17 protein-coding genes and 1 pseudogene are annotated in these 18,833 nt (G+C 66.9%); 4 read left to right on the top strand and 14 right to left on the bottom strand.

The features are described from left to right. Window positions 1-57: 57 nt before the first annotated feature. Window positions 58-837: pseudogene (locus tag M3I54_RS07635) on the top strand (HdeD family acid-resistance protein); the annotation flags it as partial. On the opposite strand, the gene M3I54_RS07630 reads toward M3I54_RS07635, so the two are convergent. From M3I54_RS07630 to M3I54_RS07565, 14 genes are all read right to left on the bottom strand, one after another. Beyond that, window positions 819-1,841, bottom strand: coding sequence for an XdhC family protein (locus M3I54_RS07630; protein WP_254334371.1), 1,023 nt, complete (start codon window positions 1,839-1,841; stop codon window positions 819-821). The pseudogene M3I54_RS07635 and the gene M3I54_RS07630 overlap by 19 nt on opposite strands. Beyond that, on the bottom strand, window positions 1,814-2,386 hold the full coding sequence (locus M3I54_RS07625; protein WP_254334369.1) for a CoxG family protein: 573 nt from the start codon (window positions 2,384-2,386) through the stop codon (window positions 1,814-1,816). Before M3I54_RS07625 ends, M3I54_RS07630 begins: the two co-directional genes overlap by 28 nt. After that, window positions 2,377-3,636, bottom strand: a complete 1,260-nt coding sequence (locus tag M3I54_RS07620; protein WP_254334456.1) for a VWA domain-containing protein — start codon at window positions 3,634-3,636, stop codon at window positions 2,377-2,379. Before M3I54_RS07620 ends, M3I54_RS07625 begins: the two co-directional genes overlap by 10 nt. Window positions 3,637-3,707: 71 nt before the next feature. Next, window positions 3,708-4,595: a MoxR family ATPase gene (locus M3I54_RS07615; RefSeq protein WP_254334367.1), complete on the bottom strand. Its 888-nt coding sequence runs from the start codon at window positions 4,593-4,595 to the stop codon at window positions 3,708-3,710. Between the two features lie 78 nt (window positions 4,596-4,673). Next, window positions 4,674-5,471, bottom strand: coding sequence for a xanthine dehydrogenase family protein subunit M (locus M3I54_RS07610; RefSeq protein WP_254334365.1), 798 nt, complete (start codon window positions 5,469-5,471; stop codon window positions 4,674-4,676). 13 nt (window positions 5,472-5,484) lie between these two features. Then, entirely contained in the window at window positions 5,485-7,875 is a 2,391-nt protein-coding gene (locus M3I54_RS07605) for a xanthine dehydrogenase family protein molybdopterin-binding subunit (protein WP_254334362.1), read from the bottom strand. Window positions 7,876-7,889: 14 nt separating this feature from the next. Then, a complete protein-coding gene (locus tag M3I54_RS07600; RefSeq protein ID WP_254334360.1) occupies window positions 7,890-8,387 on the bottom strand; it encodes a (2Fe-2S)-binding protein in 498 nt (165 codons plus the stop codon). Between the two features lie 435 nt (window positions 8,388-8,822). Further along, window positions 8,823-10,241, bottom strand: a complete 1,419-nt coding sequence (locus tag M3I54_RS07595; RefSeq protein WP_254334358.1) for an amino acid permease — start codon at window positions 10,239-10,241, stop codon at window positions 8,823-8,825. A gap of 313 nt (window positions 10,242-10,554) precedes the next feature. After that, complete coding sequence (gene rqpR, locus M3I54_RS07590; RefSeq protein ID WP_254334356.1) at window positions 10,555-11,211, bottom strand: response regulator transcription factor RqpR; 657 nt, start codon at window positions 11,209-11,211, stop codon at window positions 10,555-10,557. Next, window positions 11,208-12,224: a sensor histidine kinase gene (locus M3I54_RS07585; protein ID WP_254334346.1), complete on the bottom strand. Its 1,017-nt coding sequence runs from the start codon at window positions 12,222-12,224 to the stop codon at window positions 11,208-11,210. The genes rqpR and M3I54_RS07585 overlap by 4 nt, the downstream gene beginning before the upstream one ends. A 402-nt stretch (window positions 12,225-12,626) precedes the next feature. After that, on the bottom strand, window positions 12,627-13,397 hold the full coding sequence (locus M3I54_RS07580) for a ferredoxin--NADP reductase (RefSeq protein ID WP_254334343.1): 771 nt from the start codon (window positions 13,395-13,397) through the stop codon (window positions 12,627-12,629). Between the two features lie 643 nt (window positions 13,398-14,040). Next, entirely contained in the window at window positions 14,041-14,685 is a 645-nt protein-coding gene (locus M3I54_RS07575; protein ID WP_254334341.1) for a LysE family translocator, read from the bottom strand. 132 nt (window positions 14,686-14,817) lie between these two features. After that, a complete protein-coding gene (locus M3I54_RS07570; RefSeq protein ID WP_254334339.1) occupies window positions 14,818-15,618 on the bottom strand; it encodes an endonuclease/exonuclease/phosphatase family protein in 801 nt (266 codons plus the stop codon). A gap of 54 nt (window positions 15,619-15,672) precedes the next feature. Next, window positions 15,673-16,233 (bottom strand): hypothetical protein, encoded by a 561-nt coding sequence (locus M3I54_RS07565; RefSeq protein WP_254334454.1) that lies wholly within the window; start codon window positions 16,231-16,233, stop codon window positions 15,673-15,675. 391 nt (window positions 16,234-16,624) lie between these two features. Here M3I54_RS07565 and M3I54_RS07560 point away from each other — a divergent pair, with 391 nt between their 5' ends. The 3 genes from M3I54_RS07560 (at window position 16,625) to M3I54_RS07550 (ending at window position 18,779) form a co-directional block, all read left to right on the top strand. Beyond that, window positions 16,625-16,939 (top strand): DUF4148 domain-containing protein, encoded by a 315-nt coding sequence (locus tag M3I54_RS07560; protein WP_254334335.1) that lies wholly within the window; start codon window positions 16,625-16,627, stop codon window positions 16,937-16,939. A gap of 204 nt (window positions 16,940-17,143) precedes the next feature. Further along, complete coding sequence (locus M3I54_RS07555; protein WP_254334334.1) at window positions 17,144-18,250, top strand: NAD(P)/FAD-dependent oxidoreductase; 1,107 nt, start codon at window positions 17,144-17,146, stop codon at window positions 18,248-18,250. A gap of 217 nt (window positions 18,251-18,467) precedes the next feature. After that, the gene (locus tag M3I54_RS07550) at window positions 18,468-18,779 is read left to right on the top strand and encodes a high-potential iron-sulfur protein (protein ID WP_254334326.1); all 312 of its coding nucleotides are present in this window, start codon (window positions 18,468-18,470) and stop codon (window positions 18,777-18,779) included. Window positions 18,780-18,833 lie beyond the last annotated feature (54 nt).

Raw genomic sequence — 18,833 nt, 5'->3', positions numbered from 1 at the left:
ATCCCTCGCCGCACCGCAGTACGATGCGTGTTCATACGCGGCTGCCGGAGACGGGCGATGGTGCGGCTCATGATGATCCTGCTGGGCGTGGAGTATCTGCGCGAGCGCTGGCGCGGTGTGATGGCAGCGGGCGTGGCGAGCGCGCTCGTGGGCGCGGCGCTCTTCGTCGACGCGCTGGACGGCGTGCTGTTCTTCCCGATCGCGCCGTTCGCGTGGCTGCTGTTGAACGAGGGTCTGGCCACGCTCGCGGTGGCATGGACCGGCATGGGCGGCCAGCGCACGCTGCGCTACGTGAAGGGCTTCGGCTTTTGTATCACGGCGGCGCTCGTGCTTTCGGGGTACCGGCACGCGTCGTTCATTATTTCGATGGTGTTTGCCACGCTCTTTCTTGCCGATGGCCTGCTGCAGATCGCCTCGGCCTGAGTCGTGCGCTATCGCACATGGCGTCTCGCGGTGGCGGCCGGCGCGCTGCAGATCGCCATTGCCATCTTTCTCTACCAGCCCTATCCCACGCACTACAAAGGTACGGTGCCATACTGCCTCGGGCTCATTCTGATGTTCGCGGGGTGGAACCTGCTGCTGCTCGCCTTGCGCGCGCGCCGCCTCGCCGTGAATCCGGCGGCGGCACAGGGCGGCGCGGCGGCGCTCGTGGCGAGCGCGGCGGGCGCGGCGAACTCGGCCAAAGGCCGGGCGCCCAGGCTCGCGCAGACCGTGTTCGACGGGCCGCCCGCACCGCACGAGCGCGCGCTCACGGTGCACGTGTGGACGCCGGTGGGCAGTTCGAGGGCCGAGGCGCGGCGTCAGCCGCTCATCGACCGCTATATTGCCGCCGTCGATCCCGCTCCCGCAGCCTGTTCGCGCGCGGCCTTGGCGCCTTCCACCTGGAGAATGGTCGGCAGCGAGACGCCGTTCTTCGCTGCCGTGACCTCCGCGAGTATCGACACCGCGATTTCCGGCGGCGTGCGGCTGCCGATGTAAATGCCCACCGGCCCATGCAGCCGCGCGAGCTCCGCTTCGCTCAGGTCGAACTCCTTGAGCCGCTCGCGCCGCGCCGCATTGTTGCGCCGCGAGCCCAGCGCTCCCACGTAGAACGCGTGCGTCTTGAGCGCTTCCATCAGCGCGAGGTCGTCGAGCTTGGGGTCGTGCGTGAGTGCGATCACGGCGCAGCGTTCGTCGAGCTTCATGTCGAGCACTGTGTCGTCGGGCATGGTGCGCACGAGCGCCGTGCCGGGCACGTCCCAGGTGTCCGTGTATTCCTCGCGCGGGTCGCACACGGTCACCTGGTAATCGAGCCCCACGGCGATCTGGCAGAGATAACGCGAGAGCTGCCCCGCACCGATCACCAGCATGCGGTAGCGCGGCCCGTGTATCGTGAGCAGGCGCGCGTCGTCGAAGTCCACGCCATCGGTCGCTTTCGCGGGGCCGAGCGTGGCGCGGCCGGTCGCCATATCGAGTGTGCGCGCAACGAGTTCGCCGCGCTCGACGGTTTCGAGCAGTTCGCGAATGCCCGAGGCCTCCGAGAGCGGTTCGAGCACGAGCTGGATCGTGCCGCCGCATGGCAGTCCGAAACGATGCGCCTCTTCCGCCGTGATGCCGTACTTCACAGCCTCGGGCCTGGCGATCGTCACGCCTTCGCGGCGCACGCGGTCGATGAGATCGTCCTCGATGCAGCCGCCCGAAACGGAGCCGACCACGAGGCCGTCGCCGCGCACCACGAGCATCGCGCCCTCGGGGCGCGGTGACGAGCCCCACGTTTTCACCACTGTCACCAGCAGCGCGCGGTGCCCTGCGTCGAGCCAGTGCACGCCGGATTTCAGGACTTCGAGATCCACGCTGTCCATGATCGTTTCCTCTTCGGTGTTTCCTCTGCGCCTTCGCCTTCCGGCTGGCCTTCTGTGTCGCTCGCGGCAAGTGCCGCCGCCTCGTCGGTATTTTGCTGCGCCTCGCCGCCCAGCTGTTCCCCGAAACGCTTGAAAAACTCGCCGGCGATCTTGCGCGCCGCGCCGTCCACGAGCCGCGAGCCGATCTGCGCGAGCTTGCCGCCCACCTGGGCGTTCGCGGTGTAAGTGAGCGTGGTCGACTCGTCGCCGGCTGACTCGAGCTTCACGTGCGCGTCGCCCTTGCCGAAGCCCGCTGCGCCGCCCTGGCCCTCGAAGACGATCGTATAGCTGTTCGGTGCGTCGATATCGGCGAGTTGCATGCGTCCCTTGAAGCGCGCCTTCACCGGGCCCACCGCGGCGGTCAGCGCGACGGCGTAGGCGTTCTCACCGTCGGCGTCAATGGTTTCGCAGCCCGGTATGCACGCCTTGAGGATCGCCGTGTCGTTTAGCGCTTCCCATGCGCGCTGTTGCGGCACCGGCAGCGTGTGGCTTTCGGTCAGCTCCATCGTGTTTCTCCTTGTGCCGGGCGCTCCTGCAACGTGTGCAATGCGCGTGCCGATTGTATCGTTCGAGGCGCATGCCCGATCGGCGCGGCTTCGCACAGGCTGCGCGCGAACGCTTCGAGGCTGTCGAGATTGTGGACAGGATAGTGTGCGTCGACGTGGGGCAGCATCGCCTGCACGCCGCGCGCCTTGGGCGCGAAATCGCGGTAACGCAGGAGCGGATTGAGCCAGACCACGCGATGGGCGAAGCGGTGCAGGCGTGCCATCTCCTCGCCGAGCAGGCTGCATTCATCGTGATCGAGCCCATCGGTAACGATCAGCACCGTCGCGCGGCCGCCGAGCATGCGGCGCGCCCAGCGGCGGTTGAACTCCGCGAGCGTGGCGCCGATGCGCGTGCCGCCCGACCAGTCCGCGACCTGGGTGGCGAGCTGTGCGAGCGCGACGTCGGGGTCGCGTTCGCGCAGCGCGCGCGTGGCGTGTGTCAAGCGCGTGCCGAACAGGAACACCTGCAGGCGTTCGCGCGATTGCAGCAACGCGTGGCAGAAGTAGAGCACCGCGCGCGAGTAGCTGCTCATCGAGCCGGAAATGTCGAGCAGCAGCACGAGCGGCAGCTTGCGTTCCACGGGCGCGCGATATTTCCACACGGTCCAGTCGCCGCCCGCGCGCACCGCGTGGCGCGCGCTCGCGCGTAAATCGGCATGCGTGCCATGCGATGCCGCTTTCAGGCGCCGCGTGCGAACGGTTGCGAGCGGCAGGCGGCGCGCGCGGATCAGGTGGCGCAGCGCGCGCCATTCGTCGGCGGAAAGCGTGTCGAAGTCGCGCTGGCGCAGGCGTTCTTCGGCGCTGAACGTGGCGTGCGCGCGCAACTCGTGTTCTTCGTGCGAGGGCGGTGGCTTCGCGCCGGGGCGATTGGCAGGACGCGCCGCGAGCGCGTCGGCGAGGCGGTTGTTGCGGCGCGGCGGCGGCACGCCGCCTTGCACCTTCGGCAGCAAGAGCGCGCGCAGCTTGCCTTCGAAATCCGGATCGCGCCAGAAAAGGGCGAACGCGGCATCGAAGATCTCGCGCTCGTCGGGCGCGCTCGTAAGGAGCGCGGCGAGCGCCGCATGCACGTCGTCGCGGCGGCCGAGGTCGATGTGGCGCAGCGCTTCGATCGCGTCGACGGCGCGCGAAGGCGACATCGGCAGGCCTGCGCCGCGCAGCACGCGCACGAAATGCACGATGTTGCGCGCGAACACGGGCGCGAGCGTGGGCATGGCGGCGGGCGACGTGGCGTGGGTTCCGGGCGACAGGGACGAAAGGGACGATGAGGCGGAGGGCATCGTCCTCACTCCGCGAGCGCGAGCGTTTGCGCGATGCGTTGCGCGTCGAGCTGCGCGAGGTCGTCCTGGTACTTCAGCAGCACGCCTAGCGTGTCCTGCACCGACTGCGGATCGAGTTCCGTCACGGCGAGCGCGCAAAGCGCGCGGCACCAGTCGATCGTTTCCGCAATGCCGGGCGCTTTGAAGAGATCCATCGTGCGCAACTGGTGCACGAACGCCACGGCGCGATGCTGCAATTCCGGGGCGGTTTCAGGCGCGCGCGCGGCCACGATCGCGAGTTCGCGCGCGCGGTCCGGATAGCCGAGCCATTGATAAAGACAGCGCCGCTTGAGCGCGTCGTGCACCTCGCGCGTGCGGTTCGACGTGATCACGACGAGCGGCGGCGTACTCGCACGCACCGTGCCGTATTCGGGAATCGATACCTGGAAATCCGAAAGGAGTTCGAGCAGGAAGGCTTCGAACGGTTCGTCGGCGCGGTCGATTTCGTCGATCAGCAGTACGCGGCGCGCGGCTGGGTTGTGCGGGTCGGGTTGCAGGGCCTGGAGCAGCGGGCGCTTGAGCAGAAATTCGTCGCGATAGAGCGTGTCGTTGCGAGGCGTCTCACCGGCGGCTTCGGCGAGACGCAGCGCCATGATCTGGCGCGGATAGTCCCACTCGTAAAGCGCGCTCGCCGTGTCGAGTCCTTCGTAGCATTGCAGGCGCAAAACCGTCGTGCCGAGCATCGCCGCTGCGGCCTTTGCGAGTTCGGTCTTGCCCACGCCCGGCTCGCCTTCGAGAAACAGCGGCCGTTCCATGCGCAGCGCAAGAAAGAGCGCCGTGGCGAGTTCGCGGCTCGCGAAGTAGCCGCGCGCTTCAAGTTGCGCCAGGGTGTCGTCGATCGAGGCGGATTGCATTCGGGCTTTTTGCCAACGGAAATCAAAGGCGGCGAGCGCTCCCACGTCCACATGGAAGCGCTCGCCCTCGGGACAAGCCTAGCCGTTGGCCTTCGCCACCGCGCGCGCCGCAAGCACCGGTATGAGGTGCGCGCGATATTCCGCGCTCGCGTGCAGGTCGGTGTTGAGGTCGTCGGCGGGGATCTTCACCGCGCGTGCGGCTTCGGGCGCGAAGTTCGTCTTCAGTGCGCTTTCCAGCGCGCTCGCGCGAAATACCGAAGGCCCGGCGCCCGTGACCGCCACACGCGTCTCACCGGCGTACTTCGCGACGAACACGCCCGCGAGCGCGAAGTGCGACGCAGGATTGCGAAACTTCTCGTAGGCCGCGCGTTCGGGCACCTGGAATTCGACGGACACGATCAGCTCGTCGGGCGCCAGCGCCGTTTCGTACATGCCGAGGAAGAAGTCGTCCGCTGCGATGCGCCGCCGGTCCGTCACCACCGTCGCGTTCAGCGCGAGCACCGCTGCCGGATAGTCGGCGGCCGGATCGTCGTTGGCGAGCGAGCCGCCCAGCGTGCCGAGCGCGCGCACCTGGCGGTCGCCGATCATGCCCGCGAGGTCCGCGAGGGCCGGCAGCGTGCTGCGGATCTGCGCGTTTTCGGCGACGTCGGCATGGCACACGGCCGCGCCCACCTTCACCACGTTGCCGTCCACCTGCACGGCTTTCAGCTCGGGAATGCGCGTGACGTCCACGAGCGTGGTGGGCTGCGCGAGCCGCAGCTTCATCGCCGCGAGCAGGCTCTGGCCACCGCCCAGGAATTTGGCGTCGGCGTCGGCCGCGAGCGCTTTCACGGCACCTTGCGCGTCGCTTGCGCGCTGATAGTCGAATGCGTACATGGAGCGCCTCCGCTCAAGGTTGTGAAGGGGCCTGCGCGGCCTGGATCGCTTGCCATACACGATGCGGCGTGGCCGGCATCTGCAGGTCCTTCACGCCCAGGGAGCCAAGTGCGTCCAGAATCGCGTTGATGACGGCGGGCGGCGAGCCGATCGCACCGGCTTCGCCGCAACCCTTCACGCCAAGCGGATTGTGCGTGCACGGCGTGCCTTTCGCGGTTTCCACCGTGAACGAAGGCACATCCGACGCGTGCGGCATCGCGTAGTCCATGTACGAGCCCGAGAGCAACTGGCCGCTCTCGTTGTCGTACACGCACTGTTCGAGCATCGCCTGGCCGATACCCTGGCCGAGACCCCCATGCACCTGGCCTTCGACGATCATCGGGTTGATGACGTTGCCGAAATCGTCCACCGCGGTGAAGCGTTCGATGCGCGTCTCGCCCGTTTCGGGATCGACTTCGACCTCGCACAGATACGCGCCCGACGGATAGGTGAAGTTGGTCGGATCGTAGAACGCGCTTTCGTCGAGGCCTGGCTCCAGCGTCTCCAGCGGATAGTTGTGCGGCACATACGCGGCGAGCGAGATTTCAGCGAAGGTCTTCGTGCGATCGGTGCCCGCCACGCGGAACACGCCGTCGGCGAACTCGATGTCCTCCACGCCCGCTTCGAGCATGTGCGCGGCGATCTTCTTCGCCTTCGCCTCGATCTTGTCGAGCGCCTTCACGATGGCCGAGCCGCCCACCGAGATCGAGCGCGAGCCATAGGTGCCCATGCCGAACGGAATGCGGCCCGTGTCGCCGTGAACGATCTCGACCTGTTCGATCGGCACGCCCAGGCGATCGGCCACGACTTGCGCAAAGGTCGTCTCGTGGCCCTGCCCGTGGCTGTGCGAGCCCGTGAACACGGTGACGGAACCGGTCGGGTTCACGCGGACCTCACCGGCTTCGAAGAGGCCCGCGCGCGCGCCGAGCGCACCCGCGATGTTCGACGGCGCAAGCCCGCACGCCTCGATGTAGCACGAATAGCCGAGGCCGCGCAGCAAGCCTCGCGCCTTCGACGCGTCGCGGCGCGTGGCGAAGCCCTTCACGTCGGCGAGTTCCAGTGCGCGCCCGAGGCACGCTTCGTAGTCGCCGGTGTCGTAGGTGAGGCCAACGGGCGTTGCATACGGGAAGCTCGTGATGAAGTTGCGGCGGCGGATTTCGGCAGGGTCGAGGTTCATCTCGCGCGCGGCCGTTTCCACCAGGCGTTCGACCACGTAGGTCGCCTCCGGGCGCCCCGCGCCGCGGTACGCATCGACAGGCACCGTGTTCGTGAACACGGCCTTCACTTCGGCGTAGATCGCGGGCGTGGTGTACTGACCCGCGAGCAGCGTGGCGTAGAGGATGGTCGGCACGCTCGAGGCGAACGTCGAGAGATACGCGCCCATGTTCGCCGTGGTGTGCACGCGCATGGCGAGGAACTTGCCGTCCTTGTCGAGCGCGAGTTCGGCTTTGGTCACGTGGTCGCGGCCGTGCGCATCGGAAATGAAGGACTCCGATCGTTCGGCGGTCCACTTCACCGGGCGGCGGATTTTCTTCGCGGCCCACGTGAGCGCGACATCTTCGGCATACAGAAAGATCTTCGAGCCGAAGCCGCCGCCCACGTCGGGTGCGACGATGCGCAGCTTCGTTTCCGGCAGCCCGAGCACGAACGCGGCCATGAGCAGGCGCTCGACGTGCGGGTTCTGGTTCGACACGTACACGGTGTAGCTGTCGTCGTGCTGCGAATAGCTCGCGTTCACGGCGCGCGGCTCGATGGCGTTCGGTATGAGCCGGTTGTTGACGATGTCGAGTGTCGTCACGTGCGCAGCCTGCGCGAAGGCGGCGTCGGTCGCGGCCTTGTCGCCGTGGCCCCACGTGTAGCAGGTGTTGTTCGGCACGCCGTCGTGCACGAGCGGCTGGCCCGCGTCGGCGGCGTGCGCCGTATCGACGGCGGCGGGCAGCTCTTCGTAATCGACTTCGACCCGTTCGGCGGCATCCTTTGCGGCCTTGACCGAATCGGCGATCACGAGCGCGACCTGGTCGCCCACGTGCCGCGCTTTCTCGTGCGCGATCACCGGATGCGGCGGCTCGTTCATGGGCGTGCCGTCGATGCTGTGGATGAGCCAGCCGCACGGCAGGCCGCCCACGTTTTCCGCCGCGAGGTCCGCGCCGGTGAAGACAGCCACGACGCCGGGCGAAGCCTTCGCGGCGTTGATGTCGATGCTCTTGATGCGCGCATGGGCGTACGGCGAGCGCACAAACACGGCGTAGGTCTGCGCGGGCAGAACGACGTCGTCGGTGTACTGGCCGGCGCCGGTGAGGAAGCGGAAGTCTTCCTTGCGCTTTACGGGCGCGCCGATCATGCGATTGGGTTCGGGTGCGTTCATGGTGGCCTCCCGAGTCACGCGGTCGTGGCGGCTGCGGGGGCGCCGGCGCGCATTTCCTGCGCGCCCGCGACCACGGCCTTCACGATGTTGTGATAGCCCGTACAGCGGCAGAAGTTGCCGTCGAGTCCTTCGCGCACGTCCGCTTCGGTGAGGTCGGGCTTGACGGCGGCGAGCGCGGTTGCGCACATCACCATGCCGGGCGTGCAGAAGCCGCATTGCAGGCCGTGGCATTCGCGGAACGCGGCCTGCATCGGATGCAACGCGCCATTTTTCGCGAGGCCTTCGATCGTCGTCACCTCCATGCCGTCGCACTGCACCGCGAGCTGGTTGCACGACTTGATCGCGCGGCCGTTCAGGTGGACGGTGCAGGCCCCGCATTGTGCGGTGTCGCAGCCGACGTGCGTGCCGGTGAGACGCTGCTGTTCGCGCAGGAACTGGACGAGGAGCGTGTGAGCTTCGACCTCGGCGGTCACGGGCGCGCCGTTGACCGTGAGGCTAATACTGATCGCCATTGATGTGTCTCCAATGTCGACCGGAGCACGGTGCTGCGTGTGGCTCCGGTCCCATACAAGGTGATGGGATAGAGACCTGCCTGGGCCCGCTTTTTCACACTGAATCGACCGCCATAGCCGCCCGCAGCAAAACTCGCCCGTCTAACGCATTGCGCCTCATTGCGCGCGCAACGCACAGCGCCACGCAAAAAACGCGGGGGCGGTTCGGGCGGATCGAACAAATGCGGGTGGAGCGGAATCTGGGTCCGGCTGGTGCCTTGCTGTTCAGTGAAGCCTGGGGGGTGACGCCCGGACAGTAAAGCACAATTTGCCGAATTTCGCTGCGCGGGGTTTTACCCTCCAGAAGGCTTGCAGCGTGCGAAAAAAACGGCCCGCCTCGATGACTCGGGGCGGGCCGTTGCGTTGCAGTGCAGCGATCGAACGATCACGCGCGCATTAGTCGTGATGGACGCGCTCGTGCGGTGCGTGCGCGAGACGCGAATGGCGGCGCGAATAGCCGAAGTAGACGATGAGGCCGAACCCGGTCCAGACCAGGAACGCGACCCACGTGAGCGGCTGGAGGTTGATCATGAGGAACAGACACGAACCCACCGCGAGAATCGGCAGCACGGGCACGCCCGGGCAGCGGAATGCGCGCGGCAGGTGCGGGTGCGTCTTGCGCAGCACGAGCACGGCGATCGACACCATCGAGAAGGCGGCGAGCGTGCCGATGTTGATGAGCTCGGCGAGCACGTTCAGCGGCACGAGCGCCCCGATCAGACCAAAGAAAATGCCGACGAGCCAGGTCGTGAAGAACGGTGTGGCGAAGCGCGGATGCACCTTCGAGAGTTTTGCGGGCAGCAGACCGTCGCGCGACATCGCGTAGATGATGCGGGTCTGGCCGTAGCTCATCACGAGGATCACGGTGAGCATGCCGAGCACGGCGCCCAGATCGATGAAGCCCGCGACCCAGTTTTCGCCCACCGCCTGGAGCGCGAACGAGACCGGGTGGCCGACATGGGCGAACCGCTGCGAGGGCACGATGCCGGTCACGACTGCCGCCACGGCGACGTAGAGCACCGCGCACACGGCGAGCGAGGCGATGATGCCGATGGGCAGATCGCGCTTGGGGTTCTTCACTTCCTCGGCGGCGGAAGAAACCGAGTCGAAGCCGATGAACGCGAAGAACATCACGGCCGCGGCGCCGAACACACCGCGCCAGCCGTTGGGCATGAACGGATGCCAGTTCGCGGGGGTGACGTGGAACACGCCCACGCCGATCACGAGCAGCACCACGGTCACCTTGATCGCCACCATGATGTTGTTGATGCGCGTGGATTCGCGCACGCCCACGGAAAGCAGCGCCGTGATCGCCATCATCACAAGGAAGGCGGGCAGATTGAAGAGCGTATGCACGCCGGGCACGGCGCCGGGCGCTGCTGAGAGCGCGGCGGGCAACGTGAGGCCGAAGCCGGAAAGCAGCGACTGCAGGTAGCCCGACCAGCCCACCGAAACCGCGGAAGTGGCAAGCCCGTACTCGAGCATCAGGTCCCAGCCGATTACCCACGCGGCCAGCTCGCCGAGCGTGGCGTACGAATAGGTGTAGATCGAGCCGGCCACAGGAATGGTCGAGGCGAACTCGGCGTAGGCGAGGGCGGCGAAGCAGCAGGCCACAGCTGCGATCAGGAACGAGATCATGAGCGCCGGGCCGGCCTGCACGGCGCCCGTGCCGGTCAGCACGAAAATGCCGGTGCCGATGATCGCGCCGATGCCGAGAAAGGTGAGGTCGAGCGCGCTGAGTGCTTTTTTCAGGCCGGCGCCCTGGGCGCTGGCCTGCAGCATGTGCTCGACGTTCTTCTTGCGAAAGAGGGACATTTGGCGGGGAACTCCACGTAAAACGCGCGATGGCGAGGAACTGGCGCGGTGTTTGACCCATGGTTGACCCACGCCCGCCTTCGCCGGCTTCGCGTGCCGGATGTCTTTGGGGGAAACCCTAAATTTTAGCGGATGTTGTGCGCGAGACCGGTCGAGCAGGGTCGGGAACGCTCGATTGACGCGGACGATTCCGCCGTAATCCGGGACGCCCGAGCGCGATCCTTGCCGGCACCTGCGCAAACGGCGAAATTCATTTCCGGATCAACGGGTTGTGGCGAGAAGGCCGCCTTGATGCCGCAGGGGCGCCGGTCTTTCAGGCGCTAACGGTAGGCGAGAGGTCGACGAGCCGGTTGCTCATCACATAGAAGGTCAGTTCGGCGTTGTTGGTGAGCTTCATCTTTTCGAGCAGGCGCGTGCGGTAGACGCTCACCGTCTTCACAGAAAGCGAGAGCGCGTGCGCGATGTCGGTGAGACGTTGGCCCGACGCGAGCATGCACAGCGTCTGGTATTCGCGGTCGGAGAGCTTCTCGTGGGGCAGTTGCTCGCCGTCCACCAGCACGTAGTCGGCGAGCGCATCGGCCATCGCCGGGCTTACGTACTTGCGGCCCGTGGCGACCAGCTGGATCGCGGCGATCATCTGCGCGGCGTCCACCGTCTTCGAGAGATAGCCAGCCGCGCCCGCCTTTAGCGCGCGCACCGCGTATTGATCCTCGCGATACATCGAGAACATCAGCACCGGCACGCGCGGCGCCTTTTTCTTGGCGCGCTTGAGCACCTCCACGCCGTTCATGTCCGGCAGCGAGATGTCGAGCAGGACCACGTCGCACACATGCTTCGCAATCGCGGCGAGCGCCTCGGCGCCCGTTTGCGCCTCGATCACCTCGGCGGCGATACCACGGTCGAGCAGCAACTGGCGAACGCCCTGGCGCACGACGGCATGGTCGTCGACGAGCAGGATGCGATGGGTCATGAGCGGGCGCCTTCTTTCATGAGGAGGGGCGAGGCGGAATGGGAGACGGCGAGCAACGCGTCCCACGCGAAGCGCGCGCGCACGGTCGTGCCGTGCTGGGCGGCTTCCTGCTGTGCGTCGTCGTGATGCGCGCGCGCGATGCCACCCTTGACGGCGCGCAGCGAGCCGCCGAAGGCGGCGCAGCGCTCGCGCATGCCGGCGAGGCCGTAGTGGCCGGTGCGCTTGTCTGCGTTGTCGTCGCCATGACCGTTTGTCGGCTTGCGGCGCGTGCGGCCTGTGACGTGCGCGAGGCCGATGCCGTCGTCGGCAATGGTGAGCGTGAGATGGCGCGCCGTGCTTTCGAGCCGCACCTCGGCGCACGTGGCCTGCGCGTGGCGCGCCACGTTGGCGAGCGCTTCCTGGGCTACGCGGAAGACGGCGAGCGCGGCCTCGGCGGGCAGGCGGGCGAGGCGAGCGTCGTCGCTGGCGCCGGCCACGCGGGCGGCGAGGCCCGTGCGCGCCGCGAAGCCGCGCACCCAGCTCGAAAGCGCGGGAGCGAGGCCCGCGTCGAGGTGCGGCGCGTGCAGGCCGTCGAGCACGTGGCGCATCGCGCCGGTGGCGGCTTCGAGCGAGCGGGCAACGAGCGCGAGCGCCTCGGCGCATTGCGGCGGGGCGTTGGCGGGCAGCCAGGTGTGGACGTTGGCGAGCGCGAAATGCGTGGCGGCGAGTTCCGCGCCAACGCTGTCGTGCAGATCGCGCGCGAGCCGGTGGCGTGCGGCTTCGTCGGCGTGAATGGACTGGGCGGCGCTGCCGTGGGGTAGCGCCCGGCTCGTGCGCCGGCCTTCGCCGCGCGCAGGCGCGGCAATTTGCCGATGCGTGCGGTCGAGGTCTTCGAGCGCGGCCACGGTGGCCGCCTCGTCGGCGGCAGCGGACCATGCGAGGAAGGCGAGGCCGTCGACGCCATGAGCGGCGCGCGGCGCATCGCCGGCGGGCGTGCGCGCGTTCAGCGCGGCGTATCTCGACGTATCCATCATTCCCCCGTTCAGGAACCGGTTCGTGCTGTCAGATATCCGTCGGGATTTGGCCTCCCGGCGTGACGGCGAACAGCACGGCGCAGCGTAACGAAATTTACAACCAGTAACAACCTGGCTCTGCCCTGGACACGTTTCAGTGTATCCAATGTTGCGCCGCGATAATATCTTAAAAAAAGAAAAACTTCAGGCGGGGCAAGGGTTAGCGGCAAAACTTCAGGTATAACATGAGGTCGCATGCCTTTGTCATGTAGGAAAAATACTGACAGGAAAGGTATCGCATTTGTGTGACAACTGTAACCGCGTTGGCAACAAGATAAAGGGCCAAATAAAAATACGCAGGCGAAAAAAAACCGGAGCACCAGGCTCCGGTTCTTCGAGTCGCGAGCGATCTGCCGCGGGCGTTTAACCGACGAACGCCTTTTCCACCACGTAGTGTCCGGGCTGGTTGTTGCTGCCTTCCGTGAGGCCGGCCTTTTCGAGCAGCTCGACGGTGTCGCGCAGCATGTGCGTGCTGCCGCAGAGCATGATACGGTCGCGCTCCGGCGAGAACGGCGGCAGATCCAGGTCTTCGAACAGCTTCTTCGTGTCGATCAGCTCGGTGATCCGGCCGCGGTTGTCGAACACTTCGCGCGTGACGGTCGGGTAGTACACCAGCTTCTCGCGCACGATCTCGCCGAGGTATTCATGCACGCGCAGTTCTTCGGTGATGAAGTCCTTGTACGCGAGTTCGTCGACGAAACGGCAGGTGTGCGTGAGCACGATCCTGTCGAAGCGGTCGTAGATGTCCGGGTCCTTGATGATCGACATGAACGGGGCGAGGCCCGTGCCGGTCGAGAGCAGCCACAGCACCTTGCCGGGCAGCAGGTTGTCGGCCACCAGCGTGCCGACGGGCTTCTTGCCGATCAGAACCATGTCGCCGATCTTCAGGTGCTGCAGGCGCGACGTGAGCGGGCCGTCCGGGACCTTGATGCTGAGAAACTCCAGATGCTCTTCGTAGTTCGCGCTCGCGAGCGAGTACGCGCGCATCAGCGGCTTGCCGTCCACTTCGAGGCCGACCATGGTGAACTGGCCGTTGTCGAAACGCAGGGCCTGGTCGCGCGTGCAGGTGAAGCTGAAAAGCGTGTCGGTCCAGTGATGGACGCTCAGAACGGTTTCTTCGGTGAATTTGCTCATGGTTCCTGAAGTGCGAAACAAGCGCCGCCTGACTGCGGCGATCCTGCCGGCCTGCTGTCCAGTACAGCGTAGCTTTGACGATATGCTCGGGACCCGGCGGCCTGGCTTTACGCCACGGCAGGCAAGTCCCTGTTGTTTTGCCAGTTTGCCCCGCTGCGAACGAGGCGCAATCCGCCATTTTACCGCGCTCGTGCCGCAAGGACCCGGTCGATCCTGCTTGTCGATCCGCCAGGACCGGGTTGGGTCCCCCTGCGCTGCAAGGGAGGGGGGCTCGCTGCGGCGGTGTGCTGGCATCCGCGCGCGGGCACAACACGCGACGGCTGGGGTCTGCTGGCGACGGCAAAAGGTGGCGGCGGGTCAAACCTCGCCCGGCCTCGCGGGCCGGAGCGGACCTTGCCAGGACCCGCGAGAGCGGGTTCTCCTGCCGCTGGCAACACGCGCCAGATCGCGAAAACGCGATCGGCGTGTGCGAATTTTCGGCTAAATGATACCGGAAGGTCTGACAGCCCGCAGCATTGACCCTGTTGGCGGGGCAGTTTCGGCGCGGGTTTTAGGCGCCGATGCGCGCGTAATGGCGCCAGTTTCGACGCTGCAACGGTGATGCGACGGTGCGCCGCGGCGCGTGAAGCGCATGACCGCGCCCTTAGCGGTCGGCCGCGAGCTTCACGCCGAGCCCGATCAGCGCGGCGCCGCAAAACGCGTCGATAGGGCGGCGCAGGCGGCGGTAGCCGCGCTGGGTGCGGTCGTCGGCGAACAGGAAGGCCAGGCTGCAATGCCAGCCGAACGACATCGTGGCAACCGTGGCGAGCGCGACGCCATAAAACCAGAGCGGCGGATGCGCCGGAAAGACGGCCGCGAACACGCTGGTCCAGAACACGCACGACTTGGGGTTCGTGAGGCAGGTGATGAGTCCCGAGCGCCAGGTGCGCACCCACGCGCGCCGGTCGGCGGCAGGCGGCGGTGCGACGACGGCGTGCGCCGCGGCGGCCAGCTCGCGGCGCACGCCAGAGCGCAGCAGCTTGAGCCCGAACCAGACGAGATAGAGCGCGCCCGCCACGCGCACGCCGTTGTAGAGCCAGCCAATGTGCTGCAGCACGGCGGCGAAGCCGAGCATGGCGAGCGCCGCCCAGAGTGTCGAGCCGACGCCCACGCCCGCCGCGGAAGCGACGCCCAGGCCGCGCCGGCCGGCAAGCGAAAGCTGCGTGACCATGAAGAAGTTCGGGCCGGGGCTGATGAGCGCAAACAGATAGACGACAACGATCTGCAGCAACGTGGCGAGGTAATGCATCTGAGGACACCTGACGAAACGCGCGGCGCGCGCGACGCGACATATTAGCGCGGGCCTGCGCGCGCCGGTGGCCGCGATCGGGGGAGTGTCGCGCGGATGCTTCGGGTGCGCCGCGCGCCGCTGCTCAGCGCGTCATTCTTCGAGCCGCAGGCGCGCCATGTACGGCAGGTGATCGGAGAGCCAGGCGGTCTCCTGGGCGGGCTGGATCAGCTCGACGGGCTTCAGGCCGCGCACGAACATCTTGTCGAGCGCGAGCGCCGGCGAGAAGGCCGGAAAGGTGCGCGCCGGCTCGCCGAGCAGCGTCGCGACTTCCTGCAGTCCATGCTCCGCAAAGAGCGGCACGGAGTCGTTGCGCCAGTCGTTGAAGTCGCCCGCCAGTACGAGCGGCCCCTGCGGCGCTTCCTTCACGATCCAGTGCGCGATCCAGTTCATCTGCCGCAGCCGCGCACTGCGCGTGAGCGCAAGGTGCGCGCATAGCAGCGTGACGGACTGTCCGGCTACGTTTGCGCGCGCAACGAGCAGCCCGCGCCGCTCGAAGCGGTGCGCGGAGATGTCCCAGCGTCCGCCCAGATCGAGCGGATGCGGCGAGAGAATCGCGTTGCCGTGCCGCCATGAAGGCTTGAACACATTGGGCCCGAGGGCGATCTGCAATTCGAGCGCGGTGGCGATTTCGGTGGCCTGGCAGTGCCAGATGTCGTCGAGCGGGTCGCCCAGCTGCGCGCCGAAGGCCGAGGCGAGCACCGGTTGCGGCAAGCGGCGGGCCATCGCTTCCTGGAGAAACCAGGCGTCGGCGTGGGTGGACTGCACCCAGCGCCGCATGGCCTCCCAGGCCTCGAAGCCCAGCGGCGAGCGGCCCTTGTGCAGATTCCAGCTCACGGCGACGAAGTCTTTGCTCTGCGAGGTGTCGATGAGCGGTTGTTCGGGATTTCGCATGCGTTTTTATCTAACGAATTGAGTCACGCCGGGTCATGCATTGCATCTGTGCGGTCACTGTGCAGACGGCGGCGCGAGCGTTGCGCGCACCCGGTACGCAAGCGAGGGGTTCTGGTCGACGATCTGCCAGGTCACCCACTGCCCATCGGGCACGATCAGGCCCGGATGGCTCGCGTTCACCTGGCGCGGCTGCGGCGGCAGCCGGCAGCCTTCGGGCGTACTCGGCGCGGCGTCGTTTTCGAGCGTTTCCTGCGCGTCGATCGACAGGACGACCAGGTTCGCGCGCACCTGCAGCGGCGAAACGGTGATCGTGCGCGACAGATCGATGCTGCCTGCCGGCTGATCCTTGCAGCCCACGTTGTGCGAGACGACCTTGTGATGCGTGTCGGTGTGCGCCTGGCCGATTGAGGTCGTGCCATTGAACGCGTCGATTTGCTGGCCGTCGCGCATCACCTGCAGTTCCCACTGGACAGCGCCCTGGGTGACAGGCGCCGTTGCGGGCGCCGCAGCGGCCGCGGCGGATGCAGCCGGCTGCGCCGTTCCTTGCGCCAGCACGCACACGCTCGTTCCCGCGAGGGCGGCCGATAGCAGCAGGGCAAGGCAATATTTCCACAACTTCATATGGGTGCTCCGTGCACGGCGCCGCGCGAGGCGACAGTGTCGGCAACGCTACGGCGAGGCGGGTACGTTCTGACCATCGATCCTATACCGGGTTCGCAAACGCCGGACCGCAGCGGTTCATGAGAGATGGGGACGCGGCGGGCGCGCTTCAACCATCGTGCGCCGACTGATTGGTTATTGAGGCGCAACAACCACAAGCTTGTCGGGGTAAATTTTTCGCGAATTGTTGTCGTGGCTGCAACGCTGACTTGTTGCTTATCGGGATGGTTTTTCGATAGCCCGTGTTTACACTGGCTTGGACGTGTCCAACACGTCGTTCGGATTCCGCCGGCTGGCCAGCATGGGTTGCAAAGCTTGCCGGGCATCGCCTCGAAGGAGCATCGCCATGAAGAAGTCCGTTTCGCTTGCTGTCCTGCTGGTCAGCGCCGCCGCCGTCCTTGCTACCGCGCCCGCATTCGCTGGCGGCGATACGCCGACGTCGGCTGTTCAATCGCTTCCGGTTGCGGCGGTCGCCACGAACAACGCCCCGAAAACGCGCGCCGAAGTGAAGGCCGAGCTGGCGAGCGCCCGTGCTCACGGCGAACTGAGTCTGGACCCGAATTCGCCGGCTTATCCGCAGCAATACGCGATGGGCGGCTATACCGCGCCTCGCGAGCAGGCCACGGCGGGCTTCTTCCACGCTCGCAGTGCCGCCAACTGACGCCTCCGCTGAAGGTGCGCGGCGATAGCCCTGCTTTGTTCCCTTCCGCTCGTTCCTTGCGAGAGTCTGGCGTAGCCTCCCCGCCGGGCGGCGTACAATTTTTGTCACGCGGTGGCGCGCTTTGTGCGCTGCCGACCCCATGGCAGAGAGGATCGCGGTGCGGCTGGCTTGCCAGCTGGCGCTGCGAAGGCGGGACGCAGGGACATGGACCAGATCGAATGCGTGGTGATCGGCGCGGGCGTGGTCGGCCTCGCCGTAGCGCGTGCGCTTGCCGCGCGTGGGCGCGAGGTGATCGTGCTCGAAGCCGCCGAGGCCATCGGCACCAGCACCAGTTCGCGCAATAGCGAGGTCATTCACGCCGGGCTCTACTACCCGCGCGGCTCGCTCAAGGCCACGTTGTGCGTGCGCGGGCGCGAAATGCTCTACGAGTACTGCGCGTCGCGCAATGTCACGCACGCGCGCTGCGGCAAGCTGCTCGTCGCCACGGCGGCGAACCAGATTCCGCAACTCGAGGCGATTCGCGCGCGCGGCAAGGAAAACGGCGTGTTCGACCTCACGCGCATCAGCGGGAGCGAGGCGCTCGCGCTCGAACCGGCGCTCGAATGCGTCGCGGCCGTGTACTCGCCGCAAACCGGCATCGTCGACAGCCATCAGCTCATGCTCGCGCTGCAAGGCGACGCCGAGCGCGACGGCGCCGTGATCGCGCTGAAGTCGCCGGTCGAGTCGATCGATGCGCTGGGCAGCGGCTTCACGGTGCGAACGGGCGGCGACGCGCCGATCGACATTCGCGCCGCCTGCGTCGTCAATAGCGCGGGCCTTTATGCGACGAAGCTTGCCAGGCGCATTCGCGGGCTCGACGCGCGCCACGTGCCGCCGTTCTATCTTGCGCGCGGCAATTACTTCAGCGTTTCGGGGCGCGTGCCGTTCTCGCGTCTCATCTACCCGATGCCCAATGACGCAGGCCTCGGCGTGCATCTCACGCTCGATCTGGGCGGCCAGGCGCGCTTCGGCCCCGACGTCGAATGGATCGATGCGGTCGATTACGACGTCGATCCCCGCCGCGCCGAGTCGTTCTATGCGCAGATCCGCACCTACTGGCCCGCACTGCCCGACGGCGCGCTGCAGCCGGCCTACGCGGGCATTCGTCCGAAGCTCTCCGGGCCGGGCGAACACGCCGCCGACTTCATGATCCAGGGCGCGGCTTCGCACGGCGTGCGCGGCCTCGTGAACCTGTTCGGCATCGAGTCGCCGGGGCTCACGGCTTCGCTTGCGATCGCGCAGCGCGTGTGCGAGATGGCTTCGTTCGATTGATCCGGTTTTGGGCCTTTCTTGCGCCCTTCTTGCGCTTAAGCGGCATCATGCCGCTCACTTATCTCCAGCATTGCAGCGTCACCGGGGCTTGCTTCGTTGTTAAGCTTCTTCGCGACGCCGCCACCAGAGCGGCTCAGAGGCATGCGCGGCACGAGCCACACACAAGCGCCGCGCGAAAACCCAGCGAACGAATCGCCACAATACTGGAGTGAGTCATATGAAATCGTCCCGCCGCAGCTTTCTGATCTCGAGCATCGGCGTCGCTTCGACGCTCGCGCTTTCGCGCCAGGCCTTCGCCGACGCGCCCAAGGCTGCCGAATCCGATCCCACCTCCCAGGCGCTCGGCTACAAGCTCGACGCGACCAAGGTCGACAAGGCTAAGTTCGCGAAGTACGCCGCCGGCCAGGACTGCAGCAACTGCACGTTCTACCAGGGCAAGACCACCGACGCGTTCGCGCCATGCCCGATGTTCGGCGGCAAGCAGGTCGCAGGCAAGGGCTGGTGCAGCGCCTATAACAAGAAGGCGTGATGGAACGGCGGGGGCGGTGCAGTGCGTAGACCCCACACGCCTGGCTGCCCGCGC

Source organism: Paraburkholderia sp. CNPSo 3274, from assembly GCF_024206475.1.
Lineage (GTDB): Bacteria > Pseudomonadota > Gammaproteobacteria > Burkholderiales > Burkholderiaceae > Paraburkholderia.
This window is presented reverse-complemented; position numbering and strand designations above follow the sequence as displayed.